The 20,213-nt window shown below is 39.3% G+C and carries 22 protein-coding genes and 1 other annotated feature; all 22 genes read left to right on the top strand.

The features are described from left to right. Window positions 1-17 precede the first annotated feature (17 nt). The 22 genes from murG (at window position 18) to NSQ84_RS10735 (ending at window position 20,106) form a co-directional block, all read left to right on the top strand. Window positions 18-1,124: an undecaprenyldiphospho-muramoylpentapeptide beta-N-acetylglucosaminyltransferase gene (gene murG / locus NSQ84_RS10840; protein WP_066251813.1), complete on the top strand. Its 1,107-nt coding sequence runs from the start codon at window positions 18-20 to the stop codon at window positions 1,122-1,124. Window positions 1,125-1,140: 16 nt separating this feature from the next. Next, complete coding sequence (gene murB, locus NSQ84_RS10835; protein ID WP_066251810.1) at window positions 1,141-2,052, top strand: UDP-N-acetylmuramate dehydrogenase; 912 nt, start codon at window positions 1,141-1,143, stop codon at window positions 2,050-2,052. Window positions 2,053-2,224: 172 nt separating this feature from the next. Then, on the top strand, window positions 2,225-3,016 hold the full coding sequence (locus NSQ84_RS10830; protein ID WP_063388493.1) for a cell division protein FtsQ/DivIB: 792 nt from the start codon (window positions 2,225-2,227) through the stop codon (window positions 3,014-3,016). Beyond that, the gene (locus NSQ84_RS10825) at window positions 3,003-3,710 is read left to right on the top strand and encodes a DUF881 domain-containing protein (protein ID WP_063388492.1); all 708 of its coding nucleotides are present in this window, start codon (window positions 3,003-3,005) and stop codon (window positions 3,708-3,710) included. Before NSQ84_RS10830 ends, NSQ84_RS10825 begins: the two co-directional genes overlap by 14 nt. 49 nt (window positions 3,711-3,759) lie before the next feature. Next, the gene (locus NSQ84_RS10820) at window positions 3,760-4,482 is read left to right on the top strand and encodes a DUF881 domain-containing protein (RefSeq protein ID WP_232515562.1); all 723 of its coding nucleotides are present in this window, start codon (window positions 3,760-3,762) and stop codon (window positions 4,480-4,482) included. Between the two features lie 2 nt (window positions 4,483-4,484). Beyond that, complete coding sequence (locus tag NSQ84_RS10815; RefSeq protein WP_063388491.1) at window positions 4,485-4,856, top strand: small basic family protein; 372 nt, start codon at window positions 4,485-4,487, stop codon at window positions 4,854-4,856. A gap of 129 nt (window positions 4,857-4,985) precedes the next feature. Further along, window positions 4,986-6,272, top strand: coding sequence for a cell division protein FtsA (gene ftsA, locus NSQ84_RS10810; protein ID WP_063388490.1), 1,287 nt, complete (start codon window positions 4,986-4,988; stop codon window positions 6,270-6,272). 41 nt (window positions 6,273-6,313) lie between these two features. Then, window positions 6,314-7,447 (top strand): cell division protein FtsZ, encoded by a 1,134-nt coding sequence (gene ftsZ / locus NSQ84_RS10805; RefSeq protein WP_063388489.1) that lies wholly within the window; start codon window positions 6,314-6,316, stop codon window positions 7,445-7,447. A 720-nt stretch (window positions 7,448-8,167) separates the two neighbouring features. Further along, window positions 8,168-9,094 carry a sigma-E processing peptidase SpoIIGA gene (gene spoIIGA / locus NSQ84_RS10800; RefSeq protein WP_063388488.1) on the top strand — a complete coding sequence of 309 codons (927 nt, stop codon included), beginning with the start codon at window positions 8,168-8,170 and terminating at the stop codon, window positions 9,092-9,094. 51 nt (window positions 9,095-9,145) lie between these two features. Beyond that, a complete protein-coding gene (gene sigE, locus NSQ84_RS10795; RefSeq protein ID WP_063388487.1) occupies window positions 9,146-9,865 on the top strand; it encodes an RNA polymerase sporulation sigma factor SigE in 720 nt (239 codons plus the stop codon). A 131-nt stretch (window positions 9,866-9,996) separates the two neighbouring features. Beyond that, window positions 9,997-10,773 carry an RNA polymerase sporulation sigma factor SigG gene (gene sigG, locus NSQ84_RS10790; protein ID WP_063388486.1) on the top strand — a complete coding sequence of 259 codons (777 nt, stop codon included), beginning with the start codon at window positions 9,997-9,999 and terminating at the stop codon, window positions 10,771-10,773. A 95-nt stretch (window positions 10,774-10,868) separates the two neighbouring features. Beyond that, the gene (locus NSQ84_RS10785) at window positions 10,869-11,120 is read left to right on the top strand and encodes a YlmC/YmxH family sporulation protein (protein ID WP_063388485.1); all 252 of its coding nucleotides are present in this window, start codon (window positions 10,869-10,871) and stop codon (window positions 11,118-11,120) included. Window positions 11,121-11,202: 82 nt separating this feature from the next. Then, window positions 11,203-12,030, top strand: a complete 828-nt coding sequence (gene pgeF, locus NSQ84_RS10780) for a peptidoglycan editing factor PgeF (protein ID WP_066246584.1) — start codon at window positions 11,203-11,205, stop codon at window positions 12,028-12,030. A 3-nt stretch (window positions 12,031-12,033) separates the two neighbouring features. After that, complete coding sequence (locus NSQ84_RS10775; RefSeq protein ID WP_066246582.1) at window positions 12,034-12,705, top strand: YggS family pyridoxal phosphate-dependent enzyme; 672 nt, start codon at window positions 12,034-12,036, stop codon at window positions 12,703-12,705. A gap of 22 nt (window positions 12,706-12,727) precedes the next feature. After that, entirely contained in the window at window positions 12,728-13,189 is a 462-nt protein-coding gene (locus tag NSQ84_RS10770; RefSeq protein ID WP_063388482.1) for a cell division protein SepF, read from the top strand. 9 nt (window positions 13,190-13,198) lie between these two features. Beyond that, on the top strand, window positions 13,199-13,462 hold the full coding sequence (locus NSQ84_RS10765; protein ID WP_063388481.1) for a YggT family protein: 264 nt from the start codon (window positions 13,199-13,201) through the stop codon (window positions 13,460-13,462). Between the two features lie 78 nt (window positions 13,463-13,540). Further along, complete coding sequence (locus NSQ84_RS10760) at window positions 13,541-14,317, top strand: RNA-binding protein (RefSeq protein ID WP_063388480.1); 777 nt, start codon at window positions 13,541-13,543, stop codon at window positions 14,315-14,317. A 95-nt stretch (window positions 14,318-14,412) separates the two neighbouring features. Further along, window positions 14,413-14,922, top strand: a complete 510-nt coding sequence (locus NSQ84_RS10755; protein ID WP_063388479.1) for a DivIVA domain-containing protein — start codon at window positions 14,413-14,415, stop codon at window positions 14,920-14,922. A 51-nt stretch (window positions 14,923-14,973) separates the two neighbouring features. Continuing rightward, window positions 14,974-15,198 (top strand) — a binding site (T-box leader). A 52-nt stretch (window positions 15,199-15,250) separates the two neighbouring features. Next, the gene (ileS, locus tag NSQ84_RS10750) at window positions 15,251-18,025 is read left to right on the top strand and encodes an isoleucine--tRNA ligase (protein WP_066246579.1); all 2,775 of its coding nucleotides are present in this window, start codon (window positions 15,251-15,253) and stop codon (window positions 18,023-18,025) included. Between the two features lie 301 nt (window positions 18,026-18,326). Continuing rightward, window positions 18,327-18,617, top strand: coding sequence for a hypothetical protein (locus NSQ84_RS10745; RefSeq protein ID WP_063388477.1), 291 nt, complete (start codon window positions 18,327-18,329; stop codon window positions 18,615-18,617). Between the two features lie 94 nt (window positions 18,618-18,711). Beyond that, window positions 18,712-19,188 (top strand): signal peptidase II, encoded by a 477-nt coding sequence (gene lspA, locus NSQ84_RS10740; protein ID WP_063388476.1) that lies wholly within the window; start codon window positions 18,712-18,714, stop codon window positions 19,186-19,188. Between the two features lie 3 nt (window positions 19,189-19,191). Beyond that, a complete protein-coding gene (locus tag NSQ84_RS10735) occupies window positions 19,192-20,106 on the top strand; it encodes an RluA family pseudouridine synthase (RefSeq protein ID WP_066246577.1) in 915 nt (304 codons plus the stop codon). Window positions 20,107-20,213 lie beyond the last annotated feature (107 nt).

The raw sequence follows: 20,213 nt of genomic DNA, 5'->3' as shown, positions 1-20,213 counted from the left end.
TCAGGGGGGCTTTTTGAATGAACATTGTCGTAAGTGGAGGAGGAACCGGCGGTCATATTTATCCTGCGCTTGCTTTCATAAAAGAAGTGAAAAAATATGACCCTCATGCCAATTTTTTATATATAGGGACGGAAAATGGACTGGAAAAAGAGATTGTGGCACGGGAAGGGATCCCGTTTAAAGCGATTAAAATTAGCGGTTTTAAACGAAAGCTGTCGTTTGATAATGTTAAAACAGTTTATCGATTTTTCAACAGCTTCGCCATCTGCAAAAAGCTGCTAAAAGAGTTTCAGGCGGATGTTGTAGTTGGGACTGGAGGATATGTTTCGGGACCAGTCGTTTATGCAGCCAGCAGACTCGGAATACCGACAATCATCCACGAACAAAACAGCGTGCCTGGTTTGACTAATAAATTTTTAGCAAAATATGTTGATAAAGTCGCCATTTCTTTTGAAAGCTCCAAAAAATTTTTTCCGGAAGAAAAAGTTGTTCTAACAGGAAATCCTCGCGCGCAGGAAGTGATTGGCGGCGATCGGGCAAAAGGTAAATCATCTTTAAATTTAACAGAGAATGTAAAATCCGTGCTCATCTTTGGAGGAAGCCGCGGGGCAAGACCGATTAATGAATCTGTCCTCAGCATCCTTGACGAATTATCGAAAAAGCCGTATCAAATTGTTTATGTCACCGGTGAGGTTCATTACAAGCAAATAATGGAACAAATAGGTGATTGCGGCCGGCTGAAAAATATTATTATCAAACCGTTTATCCACCAAATGCCGGATGTGCTGGCAGCAGTTGATTTAATCGTATCAAGAGCAGGTGCTACGACTTTAGCGGAAATAACAGCGCTTGGTCTTCCAAGCATATTAATTCCAAGCCCGTATGTTACAGCCAATCATCAAGAAGCAAATGCCCGCACACTCAGTGAAAGAAACGCTGCCGTTTTATTGCTTGAACAAAATTTAACAGGGCATCGTTTGTTAACGTTGATCGATCAAATTTTACTGAATCCGGAAACGTTGAAGAGCATGAGCGAAGCTTCTTTTGAACTGGGAGTTCGTGATGCAGCCAAAAGGCTTTATCAAGTCATGAACGAACTTGCCGCTGCTAATAACAAGATTTGAAAATGGGGGGATACATGTGAAGCAGCTGTTGGAAGAGTTAATTCGAGCTGATGTAGGAAAAGTGCTTGAGAATGAGCCGTTAAAAAAACATACAACGATGAAAGTCGGCGGACCGGCAGATGTGTTTGTCGAGCCAAAAAGCATTGAAGGCTTAATGAAAACAATGGAAATCATCAAAAAGCATCATGCAGATTGGCGCGTAATAGGGAGAGGATCCAATTTACTTGTTTTAGATGAAGGAATTGCCGGGGTCGTAATTAAATTAGGAAACGGCATCAGCCATTTAACCATTCAAGATGAGGAGATCACAGTAGGGGGAGGCTATTCATTAGTCAGCCTGTCAACATTGATCAGCAGAAAAGGATTGTCTGGTTTAGAATTTGCCAGCGGCATTCCCGGATCTGTAGGCGGTGCGGTCTATATGAATGCGGGTGCGCACGGCTCGGATATTTCAAATGTTCTCAAAAAGGCGCATATTTTGTTTGCAGATGGGACATTAGAATGGCTTTCCAATAAAGAAATGGAATTTTCATACCGCAGCTCCATCTTGCAAAAAAAGCGCCCGGGAATATGTTTAGAAGCGGTATTTCAATTAAAAAAAGGAGATAGAGACAGCATCGTATCCACGATGCAAAAAAATAAAGAATATCGCCGTGAAACACAACCTTGGAACCATCCTTGCGCAGGAAGCATTTTCCGAAACCCCCTTCCTCATTATGCTGGTCAGCTCATTGAAAAAGCCGGCTTAAAAGGCTACAAAATCGGAGGCGCAAAAATATCGGAGATGCACGGGAATTTTATTGTCAATGAAGACAATGCAACAGCTTCAGATGTTCTGGCCCTCATCGATTTTGTAAAAAAGACGATTTACGAGCAATTCCAAATCAAAATGGAAACGGAAGTTGAAATTGTTGGAAGGAATAAATAGGAAAAATCTTTCTCCCTTTCAGCTTGTACATTATGTTATAATATTTCAACAAGATTTTTTTAAAACGGCATGCTATTGCCGTTTTTTCACCTTTAAACATTTTTTGCTCCTTTTGGACAAGCTTATATATTAAACCTGGATTCAATGAATCTAGGATGGGGTGAACATAGACTTGGAAAAAGAAAAAATCGTTTCAATCGAGGATCGGATACCGAAGCTCAAGCAGCAGCGCAAACAAAAGGCAAATAGGAGATTTATACTATTTATTCTCACCTTCTCCTTGCTTATTTTATTAATTATTTATTTAGAAACGCCGTTAAGCAAAGTGAAAAACGTAGAAGTGAGCGGAAATGTCAATGTTCCCAGCGATGAAATCATTTCGCTTTCCGGTATCGATCAACAGACGAATTTTTGGAGTGTTAATAAAGAAAAAACGATCAAAGCCTTGAAAAAACATAAAGAAGTGAAAGGTGCGAACATAGTCAAAATTTTCCCTCACACCATTCGGATTGAAATTGAAGAAATGAAACGAGTAGCCTACGTGTCCAATGGATCATCCTTTTACCCGGTTTTGGAAAACGGGGAAACTTTAGATGGACAAAAAAGCGTAAAAGTGCCTGATGCTCCGATCTTATTCGGTTTTGACGATGCTGAATTTGCTCATCTCATGACTGAACAATTGACAAACCTTCCGCATTCCATTTCCAATTCCATTTCTGAGGTTCACTATACGCCGGAAAAAATGGATCCGTACATAATTACATTATTTATGAACAACGGCTATGAAGTGAGAGCTTCTATGAAAACTTTTGCTGAAAAAATGCGTTCATATCCAATGATTGTAAAAGAACTCAACCCGAAAGTAAAAGGGATTATCCACTTAGAAGTCGGTTCTTATTTTGAGCCTTACAGCAAGAAAGGATCACAGAAGAATAAAGGGGACAAAGCCGATGAGGAAAGCTAATGCCAGCCATGTCATGTTATTTTTTATTATGCTCGTCGTCGGTTTCTTAATTTCATATTCTTTTCAATGGACAAAAGAAAGAAAAGATTTGAATGTATCACCAGAACAGTGGGAAAAAGAATATGAAACAAGAAAGCTGCTGATCAATCAAGAAGAAACAAACCGGAAGCTCCAGGAGGAGCTTTTTCAAAAACAAAAAAAAGTTACAGAAATTGAAGAGCAATTGAAAAAAGAGAAAGAGCTTTATTATAACTTAGTTGAAGATGTTGAAAAATTGAGGATGTTTGTAGGAGAGGTAGGGGTTGTCGGCGAAGGGATTGAAGTGACGCTCGAAGACTCTTCTTATGTTCCAGAAGGGGAAAATGTGAACAATTATATTGTTCATGAAAGCCACATCTTTAAAGTTGTGAATGAATTGCTCATTTCAGGTGCGACCGCTGTAGCGATCAACGGACAAAGAATATTCCATCATTCTTATATCATCTGTAACGGCCCCGTCGTAACGGTAGATGGAAACCAATTTCCCGCTCCATTTGTTATTTCTGCCATCGGAGATGCTGAGGTATTGACGCAGGCGCTAAACATTGCAGGAGGCGTTTTGGATCAGCTTGCCTATGAAAATATTGTTGTAAAGGTGGAAAAGAAAAAAGAAATTAAAATGGGGCCCTATTTGTCAAATGAACTGGATGATTAGCGGAAACCCTAGCTAACCTAGCTCTAGAAAAAAGAAAGGTGATGGACGATTGATTAAACCAAAATGGAAATTTGCCTTTACATTTTCCATCATTACAACAATTTTTGGGTTTATGCTTGGCGTGCAATATCGATCCATAGAAGAACCGGACGAGCGTGATACGAGGGATATGTGGGAGCTCCGTGAAGATTTAAAAAGAGAACAAAAGCTTCAAGTGGAATTGTTAGAAGAAATCCGCAAATATGACCAAATGCAAAGGGAAATGGAAAAAAACGAAAGTCCTGAAAAAGCGTTGAAAGATACTTTAGAAGAGCTGAAGGCGAAAGCGGGTTTAACCGAAGTAAAAGGTGAGGGTGTCGTTCTCACAGTTGAGCCTTTGTTTGACAGCAACCTGCTCGGAAAACCTATTCAGCCGATTTCGCCAGAGCTTTTAAAGCGTCTGATCAATGAAGTGAACTCTTATGAAGCAAAAGAAATTTCAATAAACGGATACAGAGTTGTCAACACAACCGTTATCCGCGATATTAACGGAATAACGAAAATTGACGGAAACAGTCTGAACACTTACCCGATTGAAATCAAAATTTTATCAAACGACGCTGAAAAACTTTACAGTAAAATAAATGGATCTGCATTGAAAGACGATTTTGCGATTGATAATTTGAAATTGACCGTATCTGCACCGCAGAAACAGCTAATTATACCGCCTTATGAAAAATCGATCCGCATTCAAAATATGGCACCTCTTAAAGATGAAAAGGAAGGGAATTAGTTATGTGGCTCCCGGTTATCGGAATTCTTTTAGGTATCATCTTAGGTCTGTACAGCAACATTCAAATTCCAGATGAATATTCCAACTATTTATCAATAGCCATACTTGCTGCGCTTGATACTCTGTTCGGGGGATTCCGGGCATACTTGCAAAATTCTTATGATGAGCTTGTGTTTGTTTCCGGATTCTTTTTTAATATACTTTTAGCTGCAAGTTTAGCTTTTCTCGGCGTTCATCTTGGTGTAGACTTGTATTTAGTAGCAATGTTTGCTTTTGGAGTTCGGCTTTTCCAAAATATAGCGGTTATTCGCAGAATTTTAATCGCAAAATGGAACAGCGGCAGAAATACGCACAAAAAAAAATCCAACTTTTAAAAGGGAAAATAGATCAAGTGTTGAATTTACACATATACAAATTGAAACAAATATGTAACGTTCGTTTCATTGTATTGTTCTATTGGACGTAATAGAATAGTAGTATTGGATAAGGAGGTGCCAAAAGCATTGAACAGCAATGAAATATTTGTCAGTCTTGACATCGGTACATCCAATGTAAAAGTAATCATTGGCGAAATGATGGATGAATCGTTAAACGTTATTGGTGTTGGTAATGTGAAATCAAAAGGCTTAAAAAAAGGATCAATTGTTGATATAGATGAAACCGTTCATTCTATTAAAAAGGCTGTGGAACAAGCGGAAAGAATGATCGGCATGCCCCTCCATAAAGTTGTTGTCGGTGTGAGCGGCTCTCATGTAAAACTTCAAGATTGTCAAGGAGTAGTGGCAGTTTCAAGTGAAAACCGAGAAATTCAAAATGAAGATGTAAGGCGTGTCATTGAAGCTGCACAAGTTTTATCCATTCCCCCAGATCGGGAAATTATAGATTGCATTCCGAAGCAGTTTATTGTAGACGGTCTTGACGGGATACATGATCCAAGGGGAATGTTGGGAGTAAGGCTGGAAATGGAAGGGCTGCTCATCACCGGATCAAAAACTATTCTACATAATTTACTGCGCTGCGTTGAACGTGCAGGCCTTGAAATTACGGATATTGCACTTCAGCCTCTCGCATGTGGTTCAGTTGCTTTATCCAAAGACGAAAAAAATTTAGGCGTAGCTCTTATCGATATTGGCGGGGGATCCACTACCATTGCAGTTTTTGAAAACGGAGAGTTAAAAACAACTTCCGTTCTACCGGTTGGGGGAGAACACATTACCAACGATTTATCAATTGGTCTTAGAACTTCCACAGAAAATGCTGAAAAAATTAAAATTAAACATGGACATGCCTTTTATGATCATGCATCTGAAGACGAGGTGTTTGATGTTCCGATTATAGGCAGCGATAAAATGCAAAAATTCAATCAGCTTCAAATAGCTGATATTATTGAGGCTAGAATGGAGGAAATTTTTCTGCTTGTAGCTCAAGAAATTGCAAAACTGGGCTTCAGGGAATTGCCCGGAGGTTTCGTGTTAACTGGCGGAAGTGCAAACATTCCTGGTGTGCTTGAACTTGCTCAAACTGTACTCGCCCACAATGTTCGGATTGCTAGCCCCGACTACATAGGTGTTAGAAATCCTCAATACATGACAGGTGTCGGTCTCATCCAGTTTGCCTACAAAAATGCAAAAATTCAAGGGAGACGGATTGGATCGAAGGTGGAGGTGGAACAGATTAAGCAAACTGTTCCGAGTGAAGCGAATGAAGTGACTTTAAAGCAAAAAACGAAGCGTCAAAATGAAGAAAAAATGAGCAGAGTGAAGAAATTTTTTGGGTACTTTTTCGAATAAATTTCGTCAATAGAGCATTGATGGATTAGGGAGGATTTTGCATGTTGGAGTTCGATACGAATATTGACGGCTTTGCAACAATTAAAGTTATTGGAGTAGGAGGCGGCGGAAATAATGCCGTCAACCGGATGATTGAACATGGTGTGCAAGGTGTAGAGTTCATTGCTGTCAACACTGATGCACAAGCATTAAACCTTTCAAAAGCAGAAACAAAAATGCAAATTGGCGCAAAATTGACAAGGGGCCTTGGTGCAGGAGCAAATCCAGAGGTCGGAAAAAAAGCTGCTGAAGAAAACAAGGAACAAATTGAAGAAGCTGTAAAAGGTGCAGACATGGTGTTTGTAACGGCTGGAATGGGAGGAGGCACCGGAACTGGTGCAGCACCTGTCATTGCGCAAATTGCCAAAGATTTAGGAGCACTGACGGTCGGCGTTGTCACGAGGCCGTTCACGTTTGAAGGAAGAAAACGCGCTATGCAGGCGGCTGGTGGAATTGCAGCCATGAAAGAAGCCGTTGACACTCTTATTGTGATTCCGAATGACAGACTTCTTGAAATTGTTGATAAAAATACGCCGATGCTTGAAGCTTTCCGTGAAGCGGATAACGTTCTTCGTCAAGGAGTGCAAGGTATTTCTGATTTAATTGCTGTGCCGGGACTCATCAATCTAGACTTTGCGGACGTGAAAACGATTATGTCGAACAAAGGTTCTGCATTGATGGGAATCGGAGTAGCAACGGGAGAGAACAGAGCGGCTGAAGCTGCCAAAAAAGCAATCTCAAGTCCGCTTCTTGAAACTTCAATTGACGGGGCGCAAGGAGTATTGATGAACATTACCGGCGGAACAAATTTAAGCCTATATGAGGTTCAAGAAGCAGCCGATATTGTTGCATCAGCCTCGGACCAAGATGTCAACATGATCTTTGGATCTGTTATTAATGAAGATTTGAAGGATGAAATTGTTGTAACAGTGATTGCAACTGGATTTAGAGAAACTGAAATAAATCCTAGCAAGCAAGAAGCGAGACCATTTGCTCCTAATAAGAAGCCAAATGTTGCAACTAAGCGTGAAGTGAAAAAGGAAGAGCCGACTCACGACATTACGAGCCGTGCATTGCAGCAGGCAGAAGATACGCTTGACATCCCGACATTTTTAAGAAACAGAAAGCGCCGCTAAAAAAAGCATGGGTGACAATAGACGTCATCCATGCTTTTTTCTTAAAGCTCATCAAGCGGGCAAAATGGAAGGTTTTTATTATTTGCATGCGTAAAACAGTTTAAATATTGGACTGGAACATAAATATTTGCAGGATTCAGAGATTCCTATTAGGCATGATTTGTTCAAAAATCGTATTACGGCGGAAAGAATCAAAAAATTATGTAAAAATAGATAAACAGATTTGCACGCGTTCCCGAAAATAGCAAAACGAATGAATCAAAACTTTATGAAAAAATACGACATGCCATTTGAAAAAAATGCGGATCCTTGCTGAAAATTTAATGCCATGTATATGGTAAGTTCTAATATTTTTTGTGGAATATAAATTGCAGATATATACGCGAAAGGACCTGGCTTTTTAGCCAGGCTTTTTCCTCGTTCTGAAAAAGTATAAACATTTACACAGCTTTTTTAAGAAAAGATCTCCTGTAATTTCCCCATCGTCTCTTAACGAAAGTGTTTACAACTTCAGCAATTTAGCTTTCTTCCTCTAAAAGGCTTGTACCGTTTTTTTTTCTTTAACCATTTTTCCATTCGACGAAAACATTAGGAATCCGTCAAAAATTGTATGCTGTACTCGCCACTATTTGACACAATTTGGAATGAATAGCGTTTATACTACCTATTAATAGCAAGTCAGAAGCCTAGAAAATTGAATGGTGGGAGAGGAAGAGGCGGTTGACCATTTATTTGGATGCTATTTGGCTGATGAATTTTTGCTTTGATATCATGCTCCTTTTTCTTACAGCAATCATCTTAAAGAGAAACATTGTATGGAAAAAAATAATGATTGCTTCGCTCATCGGCTCCGCTATTGTGATATTGCTTTTTTCGCCTTTCGCACAGCTGGCGAGCCGTCCGGAATCAAAACTAATCCTCTCATGTGTGATGGTTCTTTATGCTTTTGGCTTTAAGAAGTTTCGCTACTTTATAGAAAATTTATTGACTTTCTATTTTGTCACTTTTGCAGTTGGGGGAGGTATGCTTGGCACTTATTATTTTTTTCAAGTAGGCTTTTCATTTCAAAATAACATGATTTTAACAAATGGAAATGGCTTCGGAAATCCTGTCAGCTGGTTATTTATCGTGGTCGGCTTTCCGATTATTTGGTATTTTTCCCGCTTGCGGCTTGAACAGGTTGAAGCAAAAAAAATCCACTATGATCAAATTGTCGATGTTTCGATCACGATGATGGAGAAAAAAGTAACAGTAAAAGGATTGATTGACAGCGGCAATCAATTGTATGATCCCATCACTAAGAAGCCAGTCATGATTGCCGAAGCGGAAAAATTAATGACCGTGTTTCCTGAAAGTATGCACCAAGTCATTTCAAATCGAAATCCTATGGAGGCTGTGACAGCGATAGAACAGAAAGAATGGATCGGCAGGCTGAAAATTATTCCGTATCGGTCTGTTGGCCAGGATCTTCAGTTATTATTAGCCGTAATAGCAGACGAAGTGGTGATTCATACAAAAGAAGAATCATTAATGCTGTCCCGCCCGCTTATTGGACTAAATCATTCGCGGCTTTCAAGCGAAGACGATTATCAATGCATTATTCATCCAAAAATGATCCAGACGGGTAAACAAAAAGATGCTTCTTAGCCTTTATTCATAGCATACTCATAAACCAATTTGTTTAGAAGGGGGAACAACATGAAAAAAATTAAGCTTTATCTCACGTATATATGGTACAAGTTTTTAACAAAATTAGGGATCAAAACAGATGAAATTTATTATATTGGCGGAAGCGAAGCGCTGCCGCCTCCGCTTTCGAAGGAAGAGGAAGAAATACTGTTAAAAAAACTTCCGAGCGGCGATAAGGCTGCCCGTTCGATTTTGATTGAACGAAATTTGCGCCTTGTCGTGTATATTGCCCGAAAATTTGAAAACACCGGCATCAATATTGAAGATTTGATCAGCATTGGGACGATCGGGCTAATTAAAGCAGTCAACACCTTTAATCCCGAAAAAAAGATCAAGCTTGCGACATATGCATCTAGATGTATAGAAAATGAAATATTAATGTATTTGCGCAGAAATAATAAAACAAGATCTGAAGTTTCTTTTGATGAACCGTTGAACATTGATTGGGATGGAAATGAACTGCTTCTTTCGGATGTTCTCGGAACAGAAGACGATATTATTACAAAGGATTTGGAGGCTAATGTTGACCGAAAGCTATTAATGCGGGCGCTGCAGCAATTAAATGAACGAGAAAAACAAATAATGGAGCTTAGGTTTGGATTGCATGGCGGAGAAGAAAAAACGCAAAAAGATGTGGCTGACATGCTCGGGATTTCTCAATCTTACATATCAAGATTGGAAAAAAGAATTATTAAGCGTCTTCGAAAAGAATTTAATAAAATGGTGTAATTTTTGCTTGCTAGTCGCATGTATAGCGAAAAATCAACAGCGTGTTCACTCTGAAAAGCTTGTGCATATTTTTCCCCTTCAGGGAGATACTTAACTTAAGACAGCAAGAACTCCTGTAAGGGGGAAACGAAATGACAAGAAATAAAGTTGAAATTTGCGGTGTTGATACTTCGAAGCTTCCTGTTTTAAAAAATGAAGAAATGCGAGAATTATTTAAACAAATGCAAAGCGGTGATTTATCAGCCAGAGAAAAGCTTGTCAACGGAAATTTGCGACTCGTTTTAAGCGTCATCCAAAGATTTAATAACAGAGGCGAGTTTGTCGATGATCTTTTTCAAGTAGGATGTATTGGGTTGATGAAATCTATAGATAATTTTGATCTGAGCCAAAACGTAAAATTTTCTACTTATGCTGTACCGATGATCATCGGTGAAATTCGTCGATATTTGCGAGACAACAATCCGATACGTGTTTCAAGATCATTGCGTGATATTGCCTATAAAGCTTTGCAGGTGCGTGAAAAACTCATGAGCGAAACGTCACGTGAGCCGAAGGCAGAAGAAATTGCTAAAGAGCTGAATGTGCCGCATGAAGAAATCGTTTTTGCTTTAGACGCCATTCAAGATCCAGTTTCATTATTTGAACCGATTTATAACGACGGCGGTGATCCGATCTTTGTCATGGATCAGTTAAGCGACGAGCGAAATCGCGATTCCAAGTGGATTGAAGAAATTGTTCTAAAAGAGGGGATCAGAAGATTGAATGATCGGGAGAAGCTGATATTGAAAAAAAGGTTTTTTCAAGGCAAAACACAAATGGAGGTAGCAGAAGAAATCGGCATTTCCCAAGCTCAAGTTTCTCGGCTTGAAAAAGCTGCCATTAAACAAATGACCAAAAATATTCAATAATCATTGGGCCACATTCTTTTGAATGTGGCCCTTTATCATCATTCAAAAAAAAACTCATATACTGATTGTAAAAATACTTGAGGGGAGAAGCCGGCATGATCCATATTTCCGATTTGCAAATAAAAGATGTTGTGAATGTCCATGACGGAAAAAAATTAGGAAGCATTGAAGACGTTGACATCGACTTAAAAACTGGTAAAATTCAAGCGATCATGATCACTAGTCAAGGGAAGGTTTTAGGTTTTTTTGGAAAAGGGGAAGAAATTGTCATTCCTTGGAGGAACATCGTAAAAATCGGAAAAGATGTTATTTTAGTAAGAGTTTCGAAAAATGTTGAAACAGAATAAGAATCGCACGAATTTTGGTTAAATGTTGGCTTAAAGATATGTTAAAATAAAAATAAGAGAATTGTCGAAGAGGAATGGTACAATGAAACATGAACCGTTTCAATTAACAGATGAATCTTTTTTCTCCATACCTGCTTGGGTGAAGCTTCATTCTCAGATTACAGCAGGTTTTACGACGAGAAAAGGAGGATTTTCCAAGAATGGTTTTGCTTCATTAAATTTAGGTCTTCATGTGAATGATGAAAAGGAAACGGTGATCAAAAATCGAAAAATCATTGGGGACAAAATTCGTTTTGATCTACCAAACTGGGTATGTGCCGATCAAGTCCATGACAAACAAATTGTCAAGGTAGTAAATAAACATAAAGGATCAGGGGTTTTTACATATCGTCAATGCATCACTCAAACGGACGGCCTATACACATCGGAAAAAAATATATTACTTTCCCTTTTTTTTGCTGATTGTGTTCCGATTTTCTTTTTTTCTCCAAAAGACTCACTGATTGGCATCGCACATGCGGGCTGGAGAGGGACTGCGAAAAATATAGCAGGTGAAATGATCGACAGTTGGGTTTTGCACGAAGGTGTGCAAGCTCAAAATATATTTGCAGCCATAGGTCCTTCAATCGGCGAATGCTGTTATGTCGTCAATGACGATGTGATCGATGCGATCAAACCTCTTTTTGACAATGAGACGACATTTTATAAACAGCTTGAGAACGGCCTTTATTCTATTCATCTTGCAGAAATCAACAAAAGATTGTTAATGAAAAAAGGAGTGCCGGAACATCAAATCCTATTGACCTCATATTGTACAAGCTGCGATCAAGATTTGTTTTTTTCCCATCGAAGAGATCAAGGGAAAACAGGACGAATGATGGGATTTATCGGTTTGAAGGAGGGATACTAAGCCTTGTCAGTGAAAGAAAATTTAGCACGAATCCAACAGGAAATCGAACAAGCATGCAAAAAATCAAATCGAAAAATAGATGATATCCAAATTATTGCAGTGACGAAATATGTAACGGTAGAACGGGCTATAGAGGCGATAAATTCAGGCATTTTACACTTAGGCGAAAACAGGGATGACGGTTTTTTATCGAAATATAACAGCATTGGGTCAAAAGCTGTCTGGCATTTCATCGGCACACTTCAAACTCGAAAAGTGAAAAATATTATAGACAAGGTGGATTATATTCATTCGTTGGATAGAATATCGCTAGCAAACGAAATTGAAAAAAGAGCAGATCGAACGATCAAATGCTTTGTGCAAGTAAATACATCTGGCGAACAGTCAAAGCATGGTGTGGCTCCTGAACAATGCATTGATTTTATTCAACAGTTGAAGGAGTATCGCCATATCGAAGTTGTCGGATTAATGACAATGGCTCCATTTACAGAAGATGAAGATGAAATCAGAAGATGCTTCCGAAGTTTAAAGCAACTGCAGGAACAAGTGAAAGCACTAAATATAGCGAATGCACCATGTACAGAGCTATCAATGGGGATGTCCAACGACTACAAAATCGCGGTTGAAGAAGGGGCTACTTATCTTCGCATCGGCTCCTCGCTAGTAGGTACATAAAACGAAACTGGAGGTAAATCAGATGAGCTTAAAGAATAAATTTAAAAGCTTTTTTGCCCTCGATGATGAAGATTATGAGATTGAAGATATGGAAGCTCCGGAAGAGAAACACCAACATGAACCGATTATGTTCAATCACAACAGCAGCGTTGAAAAAAATGCCGCTTTCGGAAAACAAAATGTTGTAAGTTTGCAAAGCGCCCAAAAATCCACTAAAGTAATATTATGTGAGCCAAGAACGTATTCAGAGGCGCAAGAAATTGCTGATCATCTGAAAAACCGCCGTTCATGCATTGTCAATTTGCAGCGGATCGGGCATGATCAGGCAAAAAGAATTGTTGATTTTTTAAGCGGCACTGTTTATGCGATTGGCGGAGACATCCAGCGTGTTGGAACAAACATATTTTTATGTACCCCAGATAACGTAGATGTCGCCGGCTCCATTTCCGATTTCATGGCAGATGATGAAAATAAAAGGTGGTAGAAATGATTGATGGGGACAATATATAACATATTAAGTTTTTTGCTCGATATTTATTCCTATGCGATTATCATTTATATTTTGATGTCTTGGTTTCCGAATGCAAGGGAAACGTCCATTGGACAATTTTTAGCGGCTATATGTGAGCCTTATTTAGAACCGTTTAGAAGAATCATTCCTCCATTAGGGATGATTGATGTATCTCCTATTGTTGCATTGATTGCCCTGCATTTTGCAGATTATGGGCTGTATGCTCTTTTTAGTATGATTTCATAAAATTCATTCGCCGATTGACATTCGAATTGTTTTGTATGCCAATCGGCTCTTTTCATATCATAATTGGAGTTGTCTCTTATGGAGAGTGTTTATCAGCATTTTCGCAAAGAAGAAAGGGAGTTCATTGACAAAGTCTTTGGATGGAAACAAATTGTGACTGAGCAATATCGGCCAAAATTGACCGATTTTTTAGATCCGCGGGAACAGAAAATCATTAAGACATTGATCGGTGAAAATCCGGATGTTCACGTGCAATTTTTCGGAGGCTATAAAAATGCTGAAAGAAAGCGGGCTTTTTTTTACCCTGACTATATTCAACCGACATTAGATGATTTTTCAATGTTCGCATTTGAAATCATGTTCCCGAAAAAATTCGTGACATTATCACATCGCGAAGTGCTTGGATCGCTTATGTCGCTCGGCTTAAAACGGAGCAAGTTCGGCGACATTATCATTCATGATGAAACGGTGCAAGTCATGGTTGCGCAAGAAATTGCCAATTTCCTGCAGCTGAACTGGAATAAAATTGGAAAGATTTCCGTTCGTTTGAAACAGATCCCATTCGAAGATGTGTTTTCTCATGAAGAAGAAATGGATATTTCTTTGATCACCGTTTCTTCGCTTCGGCTCGATGCTGTTCTAGCAAATGTTTATCACCAATCTCGGCAAAAAATAAAATCGCTTATTGAAAATAGTCTCGTCAAAGTCAATTGGAAAATTGTTGAGGATGCTCATTTTGAAATTGCGGAAGATGATGTGTTATCTGTCCGAGGATTCGGAAGAAGCAAAGTTTTGGCAATTGAAGGGAAAACAAGAAAAGATAAGTGGCGCATTAAGATCGGAATACAAAAATAATATTACAAATGGAAAGATTTTTGCCCATTCTGTCGAAAAATCGTTTATAATTGGATTAGTGTTTTGCGAAAAACATACATATGGAGGTGGAATTTGTGCCTTTAACCCCGCTGGATATTCATAACAAGGAATTTACAAAAGGCTTTCGCGGCTATGATGAAGATGAAGTAAATGAGTTTTTAGATCAAGTGATTAAAGATTATGAAATGGTCATCCGCGAAAAGAAAGAATTGGAATTAAAGGTGAAGGAATTAACCGAGAAGCTGAATCACTTTACAAATATAGAAGAAACGTTAAATAAATCGATTTTAGTTGCGCAGGAAGCTGCGGAAGATGTGAAAAGAAACGCTCAAAAGGAAGCGAAGCTGATCATTAAAGAAGCGGAAAAAAATGCTGACAGAATCATCAATGAAGCACTTGCTAAATCGCATAAAATTGCAATGGAAATCGAAGAGATGAAAAAGCAGTCAAAAGTATTCCGCACCCGTTTTCAAATGCTCATCGAAGCACAGCTTGATCTGCTAAAAAATGATGATTGGGATCACTTAATGGAATACAATGTCGAGCCAATCTTAGGAGAAGAAGCGGAAGAACCGAAAGTATAACTTGACTTTTTTGTTCGTGATTTCATATAATACGAAAATAAAACGGAATATGACAAAACAATGAGAGGGACAGTAGTCCTTTCAAGCCCTTTATGACAGCGAACCGGGGACGGTGGAAGCCCGGGTAAAGGCGAAAGGATGAACATCACCCTTGAGTCCATAGCTGAAACATGCTAGTAGGCTGTGGCGGCCAAGTCCGTTATGTTTATGAGTGGATGTGCATGATTTGTGCGCATCTAAAAGGGTGGTACCGCGAGATTCCTCCTCGTCCCTTAGGGATGAGGAGTTTTTTTATTTTAGTGAACAAATATTATGTGGAGGAATGAGAATGGATTATAAAGAGACGTTACGAATGCCGAAAACAGACTTTCCAATGAGAGGAAACCTTCCGAAAAAAGAACCTGAGATCCAGAAAAAATGGGAAGAGATGGATATTTATGAAAAAGTGCAGGAGCGCACGAAAGGACGGCCTCTTTTCATATTACATGATGGTCCGCCGTTCGCAAACGGGGATATTCATATGGGGCATGCCTTAAACAAAATTTTAAAAGACATTATTGTCCGTTATAAATCCATGAGCGGATATTGCGCACCCTATGTTCCAGGATGGGATACACACGGTCTGCCAATTGAAACAGCACTTTTGAAGAAACAAAAAATCAATCGAAAAGAGATGGATGTCGCGCAGTTTCGAAAACATTGCGAGCAATATGCATGGGAGCAAATTGAGCGGCAGCGCGTGCAATTTAAACGCCTTGGAATTCGAGGCGACTGGAAAAATCCATATGTCACCTTGAAACCAGAATATGAAGCTCAGCAAATTCGCGTCTTTGGAGAAATGGCGAAAAAGGGATATATTTATAAAGGCTTGAAGCCGGTTTATTGGTCTCCATCGAGCGAATCTGCCTTGGCAGAGGCGGAAATTGAATATTATGACAAACGCTCGCCTTCTATTTATGTTGCATTTGAAATAAAGGACGGAAAAAATGTATTAACAGATGGAGAAAAAATCGTCATTTGGACGACTACTCCGTGGACTATCCCTGCAAACTTAGGAATTGCTGTTCATCCTGATTTGGAATATTCTGTAGTGAAGGTTGGAGCTGACAAGTTTGTGATCGCATCTGCCCTGCTCGAAGAAGTGGCAAAAGAGCTGGACTGGACAGAATATGAAGTAGTGAAATCGTTTAAAGGCAAAGAGCTGGAATATGTGGTTGCGAAACACCCGTTCTATGACCGCGATTCATTAGTGATCCTTGGCGAACATGTAACGACCGACGCTGGTACAGGATGCGTCCATACAGCGCCAGGCCATGGGGAAGACGATTTTGTCGTCGGACAAAAATATAACCTAGGCGTATTATGTCCTGTCGACGAAAGAGGGTACATGACAGAAGAAGCTCCAGGGTTCGAAGGATTGTTTTATGATGACGCAAATAAAAAAATAACGGAAAAATTAGAAGAAGTAGGGGCATTGCTAAAGCTTTCATTTATTACTCACTCCTATCCACATGACTGGCGGACAAAGAAACCAACGATTTTCAGAGCAACAGCGCAATGGTTTGCGTCCATTAAAGATTTTCGAGATGAATTGCTGCAAGCAATTAAAGAAACGAAATGGATCCCTAATTGGGGAGAAATTCGCATTCATAACATGATCCGCGATCGAAGCGATTGGTGTATTTCCCGTCAGCGGGCATGGGGCGTGCCAATTCCAGTGTTTTATGGTGAAAATGGGGAGCCGATCATAACAGATGAAACGATTGAACATGTGGCAAAACTGTTCCGCGAGCACGGCTCGAACGTTTGGTTTGAACGCGAAGCAAAAGACCTGCTTCCAGAAGGATTTACACACCCTTCAAGCCCGAACGGCATTTTTACAAAAGAAACAGACATTATGGACGTTTGGTTCGATTCAGGCTCTTCTCATCAAGCAGTTTTAGTTGAACGGGAAGATTTGCAGCGTCCTGCTGATCTTTATTTAGAAGGCTCTGACCAATATCGCGGCTGGTTTAATTCATCGCTGTCTACAGCAGTTGCTGTCACTGGAAAAGCTCCATATAAAGGCGTTTTAAGCCATGGATTTGCGCTGGACGGCGAAGGACGGAAAATGAGCAAATCGCTAGGAAATGTTGTTGTTCCTGCCAAAGTGACGGAACAGTTTGGAGCAGATATTCTTCGTCTATGGGTAGCATCAGTTGATTATCAATCGGACGTTCGCGTCTCTGATGCAATCTTAAAACAAGTATCTGAAGTATATCGGAAAATTCGCAACACGTACCGTTTCTTGTTAGGAAATTTGTTTGATTTTGATCCAAATCAGCATCGTGTTTCTGTAGAAAAATTAAGAGAAGTGGATCGCTATATTCTCATTAAACTGAATAAACTAATTGCCAAAGTGCGAAAAGCATATGAAGAATATGATTTTGCATCCATCTATCATGACGTTCACAATTTCTGTACGATTGAGCTAAGCTCATTTTATCTTGATTTTGCAAAAGACATTCTGTATATTGAGGCTGCTGACAGCCATAATCGACGCTCTATCCAAACGGTTTTATATGAAGCGCTTCTTGCTCTTGTAAAGCTGATGACACCGATTTTGCCGCATACAACAGAAGAAGTATGGGGACATATTGAATCAGTTGAAGAAAAGAGCGTACAGCTTGTCGATATGCCGGAAGCTGTAGAGATTGAAGGCAGCAAAGAGATTGAAGCGAAATGGGATCAGTTTATGTCAGTTCGCGATGATGTATTAAAGGCCCTGGAAATCGCCCGAAATGAAAAAGTGATCGGCAAATCGTTAAATGCTGCTCTCATCCTTTATCCGAACGAAGAAATAAAAGAATTGTTCAATTCAATACAAGAGGACTTAAAACAGCTGTTTATTGTTTCCCAGTTAGAAATTGCCGGTGATTACAAAGATGCTCCAGAAGAAGCGCAAACATTTGATAGCATCAAAATAATTGTGAAGCAAGCGGATGGTGAGACTTGTGAAAGATGTTGGGTTGTTTCAACAGATATAGGCACTGATCAAGACCATCCGACATTGTGCAAAAGATGTGCAAGCATTGTGAAAGATCACTACAGCCATTTAGCATAGTTTTATCAGCTCCCTGTGCAAACAGGGAGTTTTTTCATTTAGCAATGCTTCCTCATAAAGAAGTGTCATAAAAAGAACGATCTTTCATTGAAATCCGTCATAGTCAATTGGAAAAGTTTTCTCGGATGCTTTTTCAAAAATGAATACTTTGCTCAAAATTGAAAGAAGAATTCAGCTTTTTAGCTTTTAAAGTGTGAATTATTTCCAAGCCGCTATTTACGTGTGTGGAAAAACTTGAATGTGATAGGAGGCAGTGCGGCGGTTACAATATAAATACAAAACAGACGAGGGGGTTTTAATAATGAATCCGCTCGATCAAATCAAAGACGAATTAACGTTAATGAAGGACGAACTTAATGCGCGGCTCGCCAAAAGTCAATTGGATGACCCGATTTTTATCCGGGATGTAAAAAATGAGCTCAACGATGTTGAGCTTGCATTGGAAAAAATGGAATATGGACTTTATGGCATATGTGAAGAAACATTGCAAAAATTGCCGCTCGAACAATTGGCACAAATTCCGACAGCCAGAACGATTCATGATTTTCTCAATATGAAATCATATTTAAAAAAAACACTAGAATATCATTAAGAAGTGAAGTGAACAAGCTTCACTTTTTTGCTTGTTCCCCTTCTTTACTGTTTGTCAAAAAATGTGCTAAAATTTGATGGAAACTTGCCAGTGAGTGGAGGAACGCAGTGTGCTTAAATATTTGATTGCATTATTTGTCATCGCTCTCGACCAATGGACAAAATGGCTGATCGTAAAAAATATGGAAATTGGCGAAAGCATTGAAATTATCAACGGATTTTTATACATAACGTCTCACCGCAATAAAGGAGCGGCTTGGGGAATATTGCAAAACCAGATGGTGTTCTTTTATGTGATTACCATTATTGTTGTCGTAGCGATTATTTATTATATGCAAAAATATGCGAAACAAAATGCAATGCTGGGGGTTGCTCTCAGCTTAATGCTTGGCGGAGCGATTGGGAATTTTATTGACCGCCTTTTCCGCAAAGAGGTGGTGGACTTTATCCATACATATATTTTCGGTTATAATTTTCCAATTTTTAATATTGCCGATTCATCTTTAACAATCGGTGTTATTTTACTTTTCATATATTTTCTATTTTTTGAAGAAAAGAAGCAAAAGGAGTAGAAAATGGAGCAATTTACTTTTGTTGTGACGGAAAAAGAGGAAAATGAACGAATAGATAAATTTTTGGCCAATAAAGATGAGAATTGGTCAAGAACGTTGGTCCAAAATTGGATCAAGGACGGGGTTGTTTCAGTAAATGAAAAATCGGTGAAGGCCAATTACAAGTGCCAAATTGGTGATGTCATCATTGTATCTGTTCCAGAACCGGAAGAGCTGGATGTCAAGCCTGAGCCGATGGAGCTTGATATATACTATGAGGATGAAGATGTCATCGTTGTCAATAAACCGCGTGGGATGGTCGTCCATCCAGCGCCGGGACACACTTCAGGAACACTTGTGAACGGTCTTTTATATCATTGTAAAGATTTGTCCGGAATTAACGGAGTCCTTCGTCCGGGAATTGTTCACCGGATTGATAAAGATACTTCAGGTTTATTAATGGTTGCCAAAAATGATTACGCTCATGAATCATTAGCAAATCAATTAATGGAAAAGAGGGTTGAAAGGAGATATAAGGCGATTGTACACGGGGTAATTCCGCACGATCATGCCACAATTGATGCTCCGATCGGCAGGGATCCAAAGGATCGGCAAAAAATGACGGTAACAAAAACAAACAGTAAAGAAGCTGTCACCCATTTTCATGTGCTGGAACGATTTTCGGATTATACATATATTGAATGTCGACTGGAAACCGGAAGAACGCATCAAATCCGCGTGCATATGAAATATATCGGTTTTCCGCTAGCCGGCGATCCAAAATATGGACCGAAAAAAACACTTCCGATTCATGGACAGGCTCTTCATGCAGGCGTACTTGGTTTTGAGCATCCAAGAACAAAAGAGTTTTTGAAGTTTGAAGCATCGCTCCCGGAAGAATTCGAAAAGATTTTGCAAATGTTAAGAAATGATCGTTGACATTTACGAGCTGCTCTGTCATAATACGTTTAGACAATACAGCATCCTTTAACTGCAGTCCCGTGAGGCTGAGAAGGAATCGTATGGCAATAGGTGAGCTATGCACA

The sequence above is a fragment of the Aeribacillus sp. FSL K6-3256 genome (assembly GCF_037965805.1).
GTDB classification, from domain to species: domain Bacteria; phylum Bacillota; class Bacilli; order Bacillales; family Aeribacillaceae; genus Aeribacillus; species Aeribacillus composti.
This window is presented reverse-complemented; position numbering and strand designations above follow the sequence as displayed.

Excerpts from the sequence above, each read along its gene's own strand:
- murG (WP_066251813.1), top strand. The coding sequence starts at position 18 with ATGAACATTGTCGTAAGTGGAGGAGGAACCGGCGGTCATATTTATCCT.
- NSQ84_RS10825 (WP_063388492.1), top strand. The coding sequence starts at position 3,003 with ATGAGGAAAGCTAATGCCAGCCATGTCATGTTATTTTTTATTATGCTC.
- NSQ84_RS10815 (WP_063388491.1), top strand. The coding sequence starts at position 4,485 with ATGTGGCTCCCGGTTATCGGAATTCTTTTAGGTATCATCTTAGGTCTG.
- ftsZ (WP_063388489.1), top strand. The coding sequence starts at position 6,314 with ATGTTGGAGTTCGATACGAATATTGACGGCTTTGCAACAATTAAAGTT.
- sigE (WP_063388487.1), top strand. The coding sequence starts at position 9,146 with ATGAAAAAAATTAAGCTTTATCTCACGTATATATGGTACAAGTTTTTA.
- sigG (WP_063388486.1), top strand. The coding sequence starts at position 9,997 with ATGACAAGAAATAAAGTTGAAATTTGCGGTGTTGATACTTCGAAGCTT.
- NSQ84_RS10785 (WP_063388485.1), top strand. The coding sequence starts at position 10,869 with ATGATCCATATTTCCGATTTGCAAATAAAAGATGTTGTGAATGTCCAT.
- pgeF (WP_066246584.1), top strand. The coding sequence starts at position 11,203 with ATGAAACATGAACCGTTTCAATTAACAGATGAATCTTTTTTCTCCATA.
- NSQ84_RS10770 (WP_063388482.1), top strand. The coding sequence starts at position 12,728 with ATGAGCTTAAAGAATAAATTTAAAAGCTTTTTTGCCCTCGATGATGAA.
- NSQ84_RS10765 (WP_063388481.1), top strand. The coding sequence starts at position 13,199 with ATGGGGACAATATATAACATATTAAGTTTTTTGCTCGATATTTATTCC.
- NSQ84_RS10760 (WP_063388480.1), top strand. The coding sequence starts at position 13,541 with ATGGAGAGTGTTTATCAGCATTTTCGCAAAGAAGAAAGGGAGTTCATT.
- ileS (WP_066246579.1), top strand. The coding sequence starts at position 15,251 with ATGGATTATAAAGAGACGTTACGAATGCCGAAAACAGACTTTCCAATG.
- NSQ84_RS10745 (WP_063388477.1), top strand. The coding sequence starts at position 18,327 with ATGAATCCGCTCGATCAAATCAAAGACGAATTAACGTTAATGAAGGAC.
- NSQ84_RS10735 (WP_066246577.1), top strand. The coding sequence starts at position 19,192 with ATGGAGCAATTTACTTTTGTTGTGACGGAAAAAGAGGAAAATGAACGA.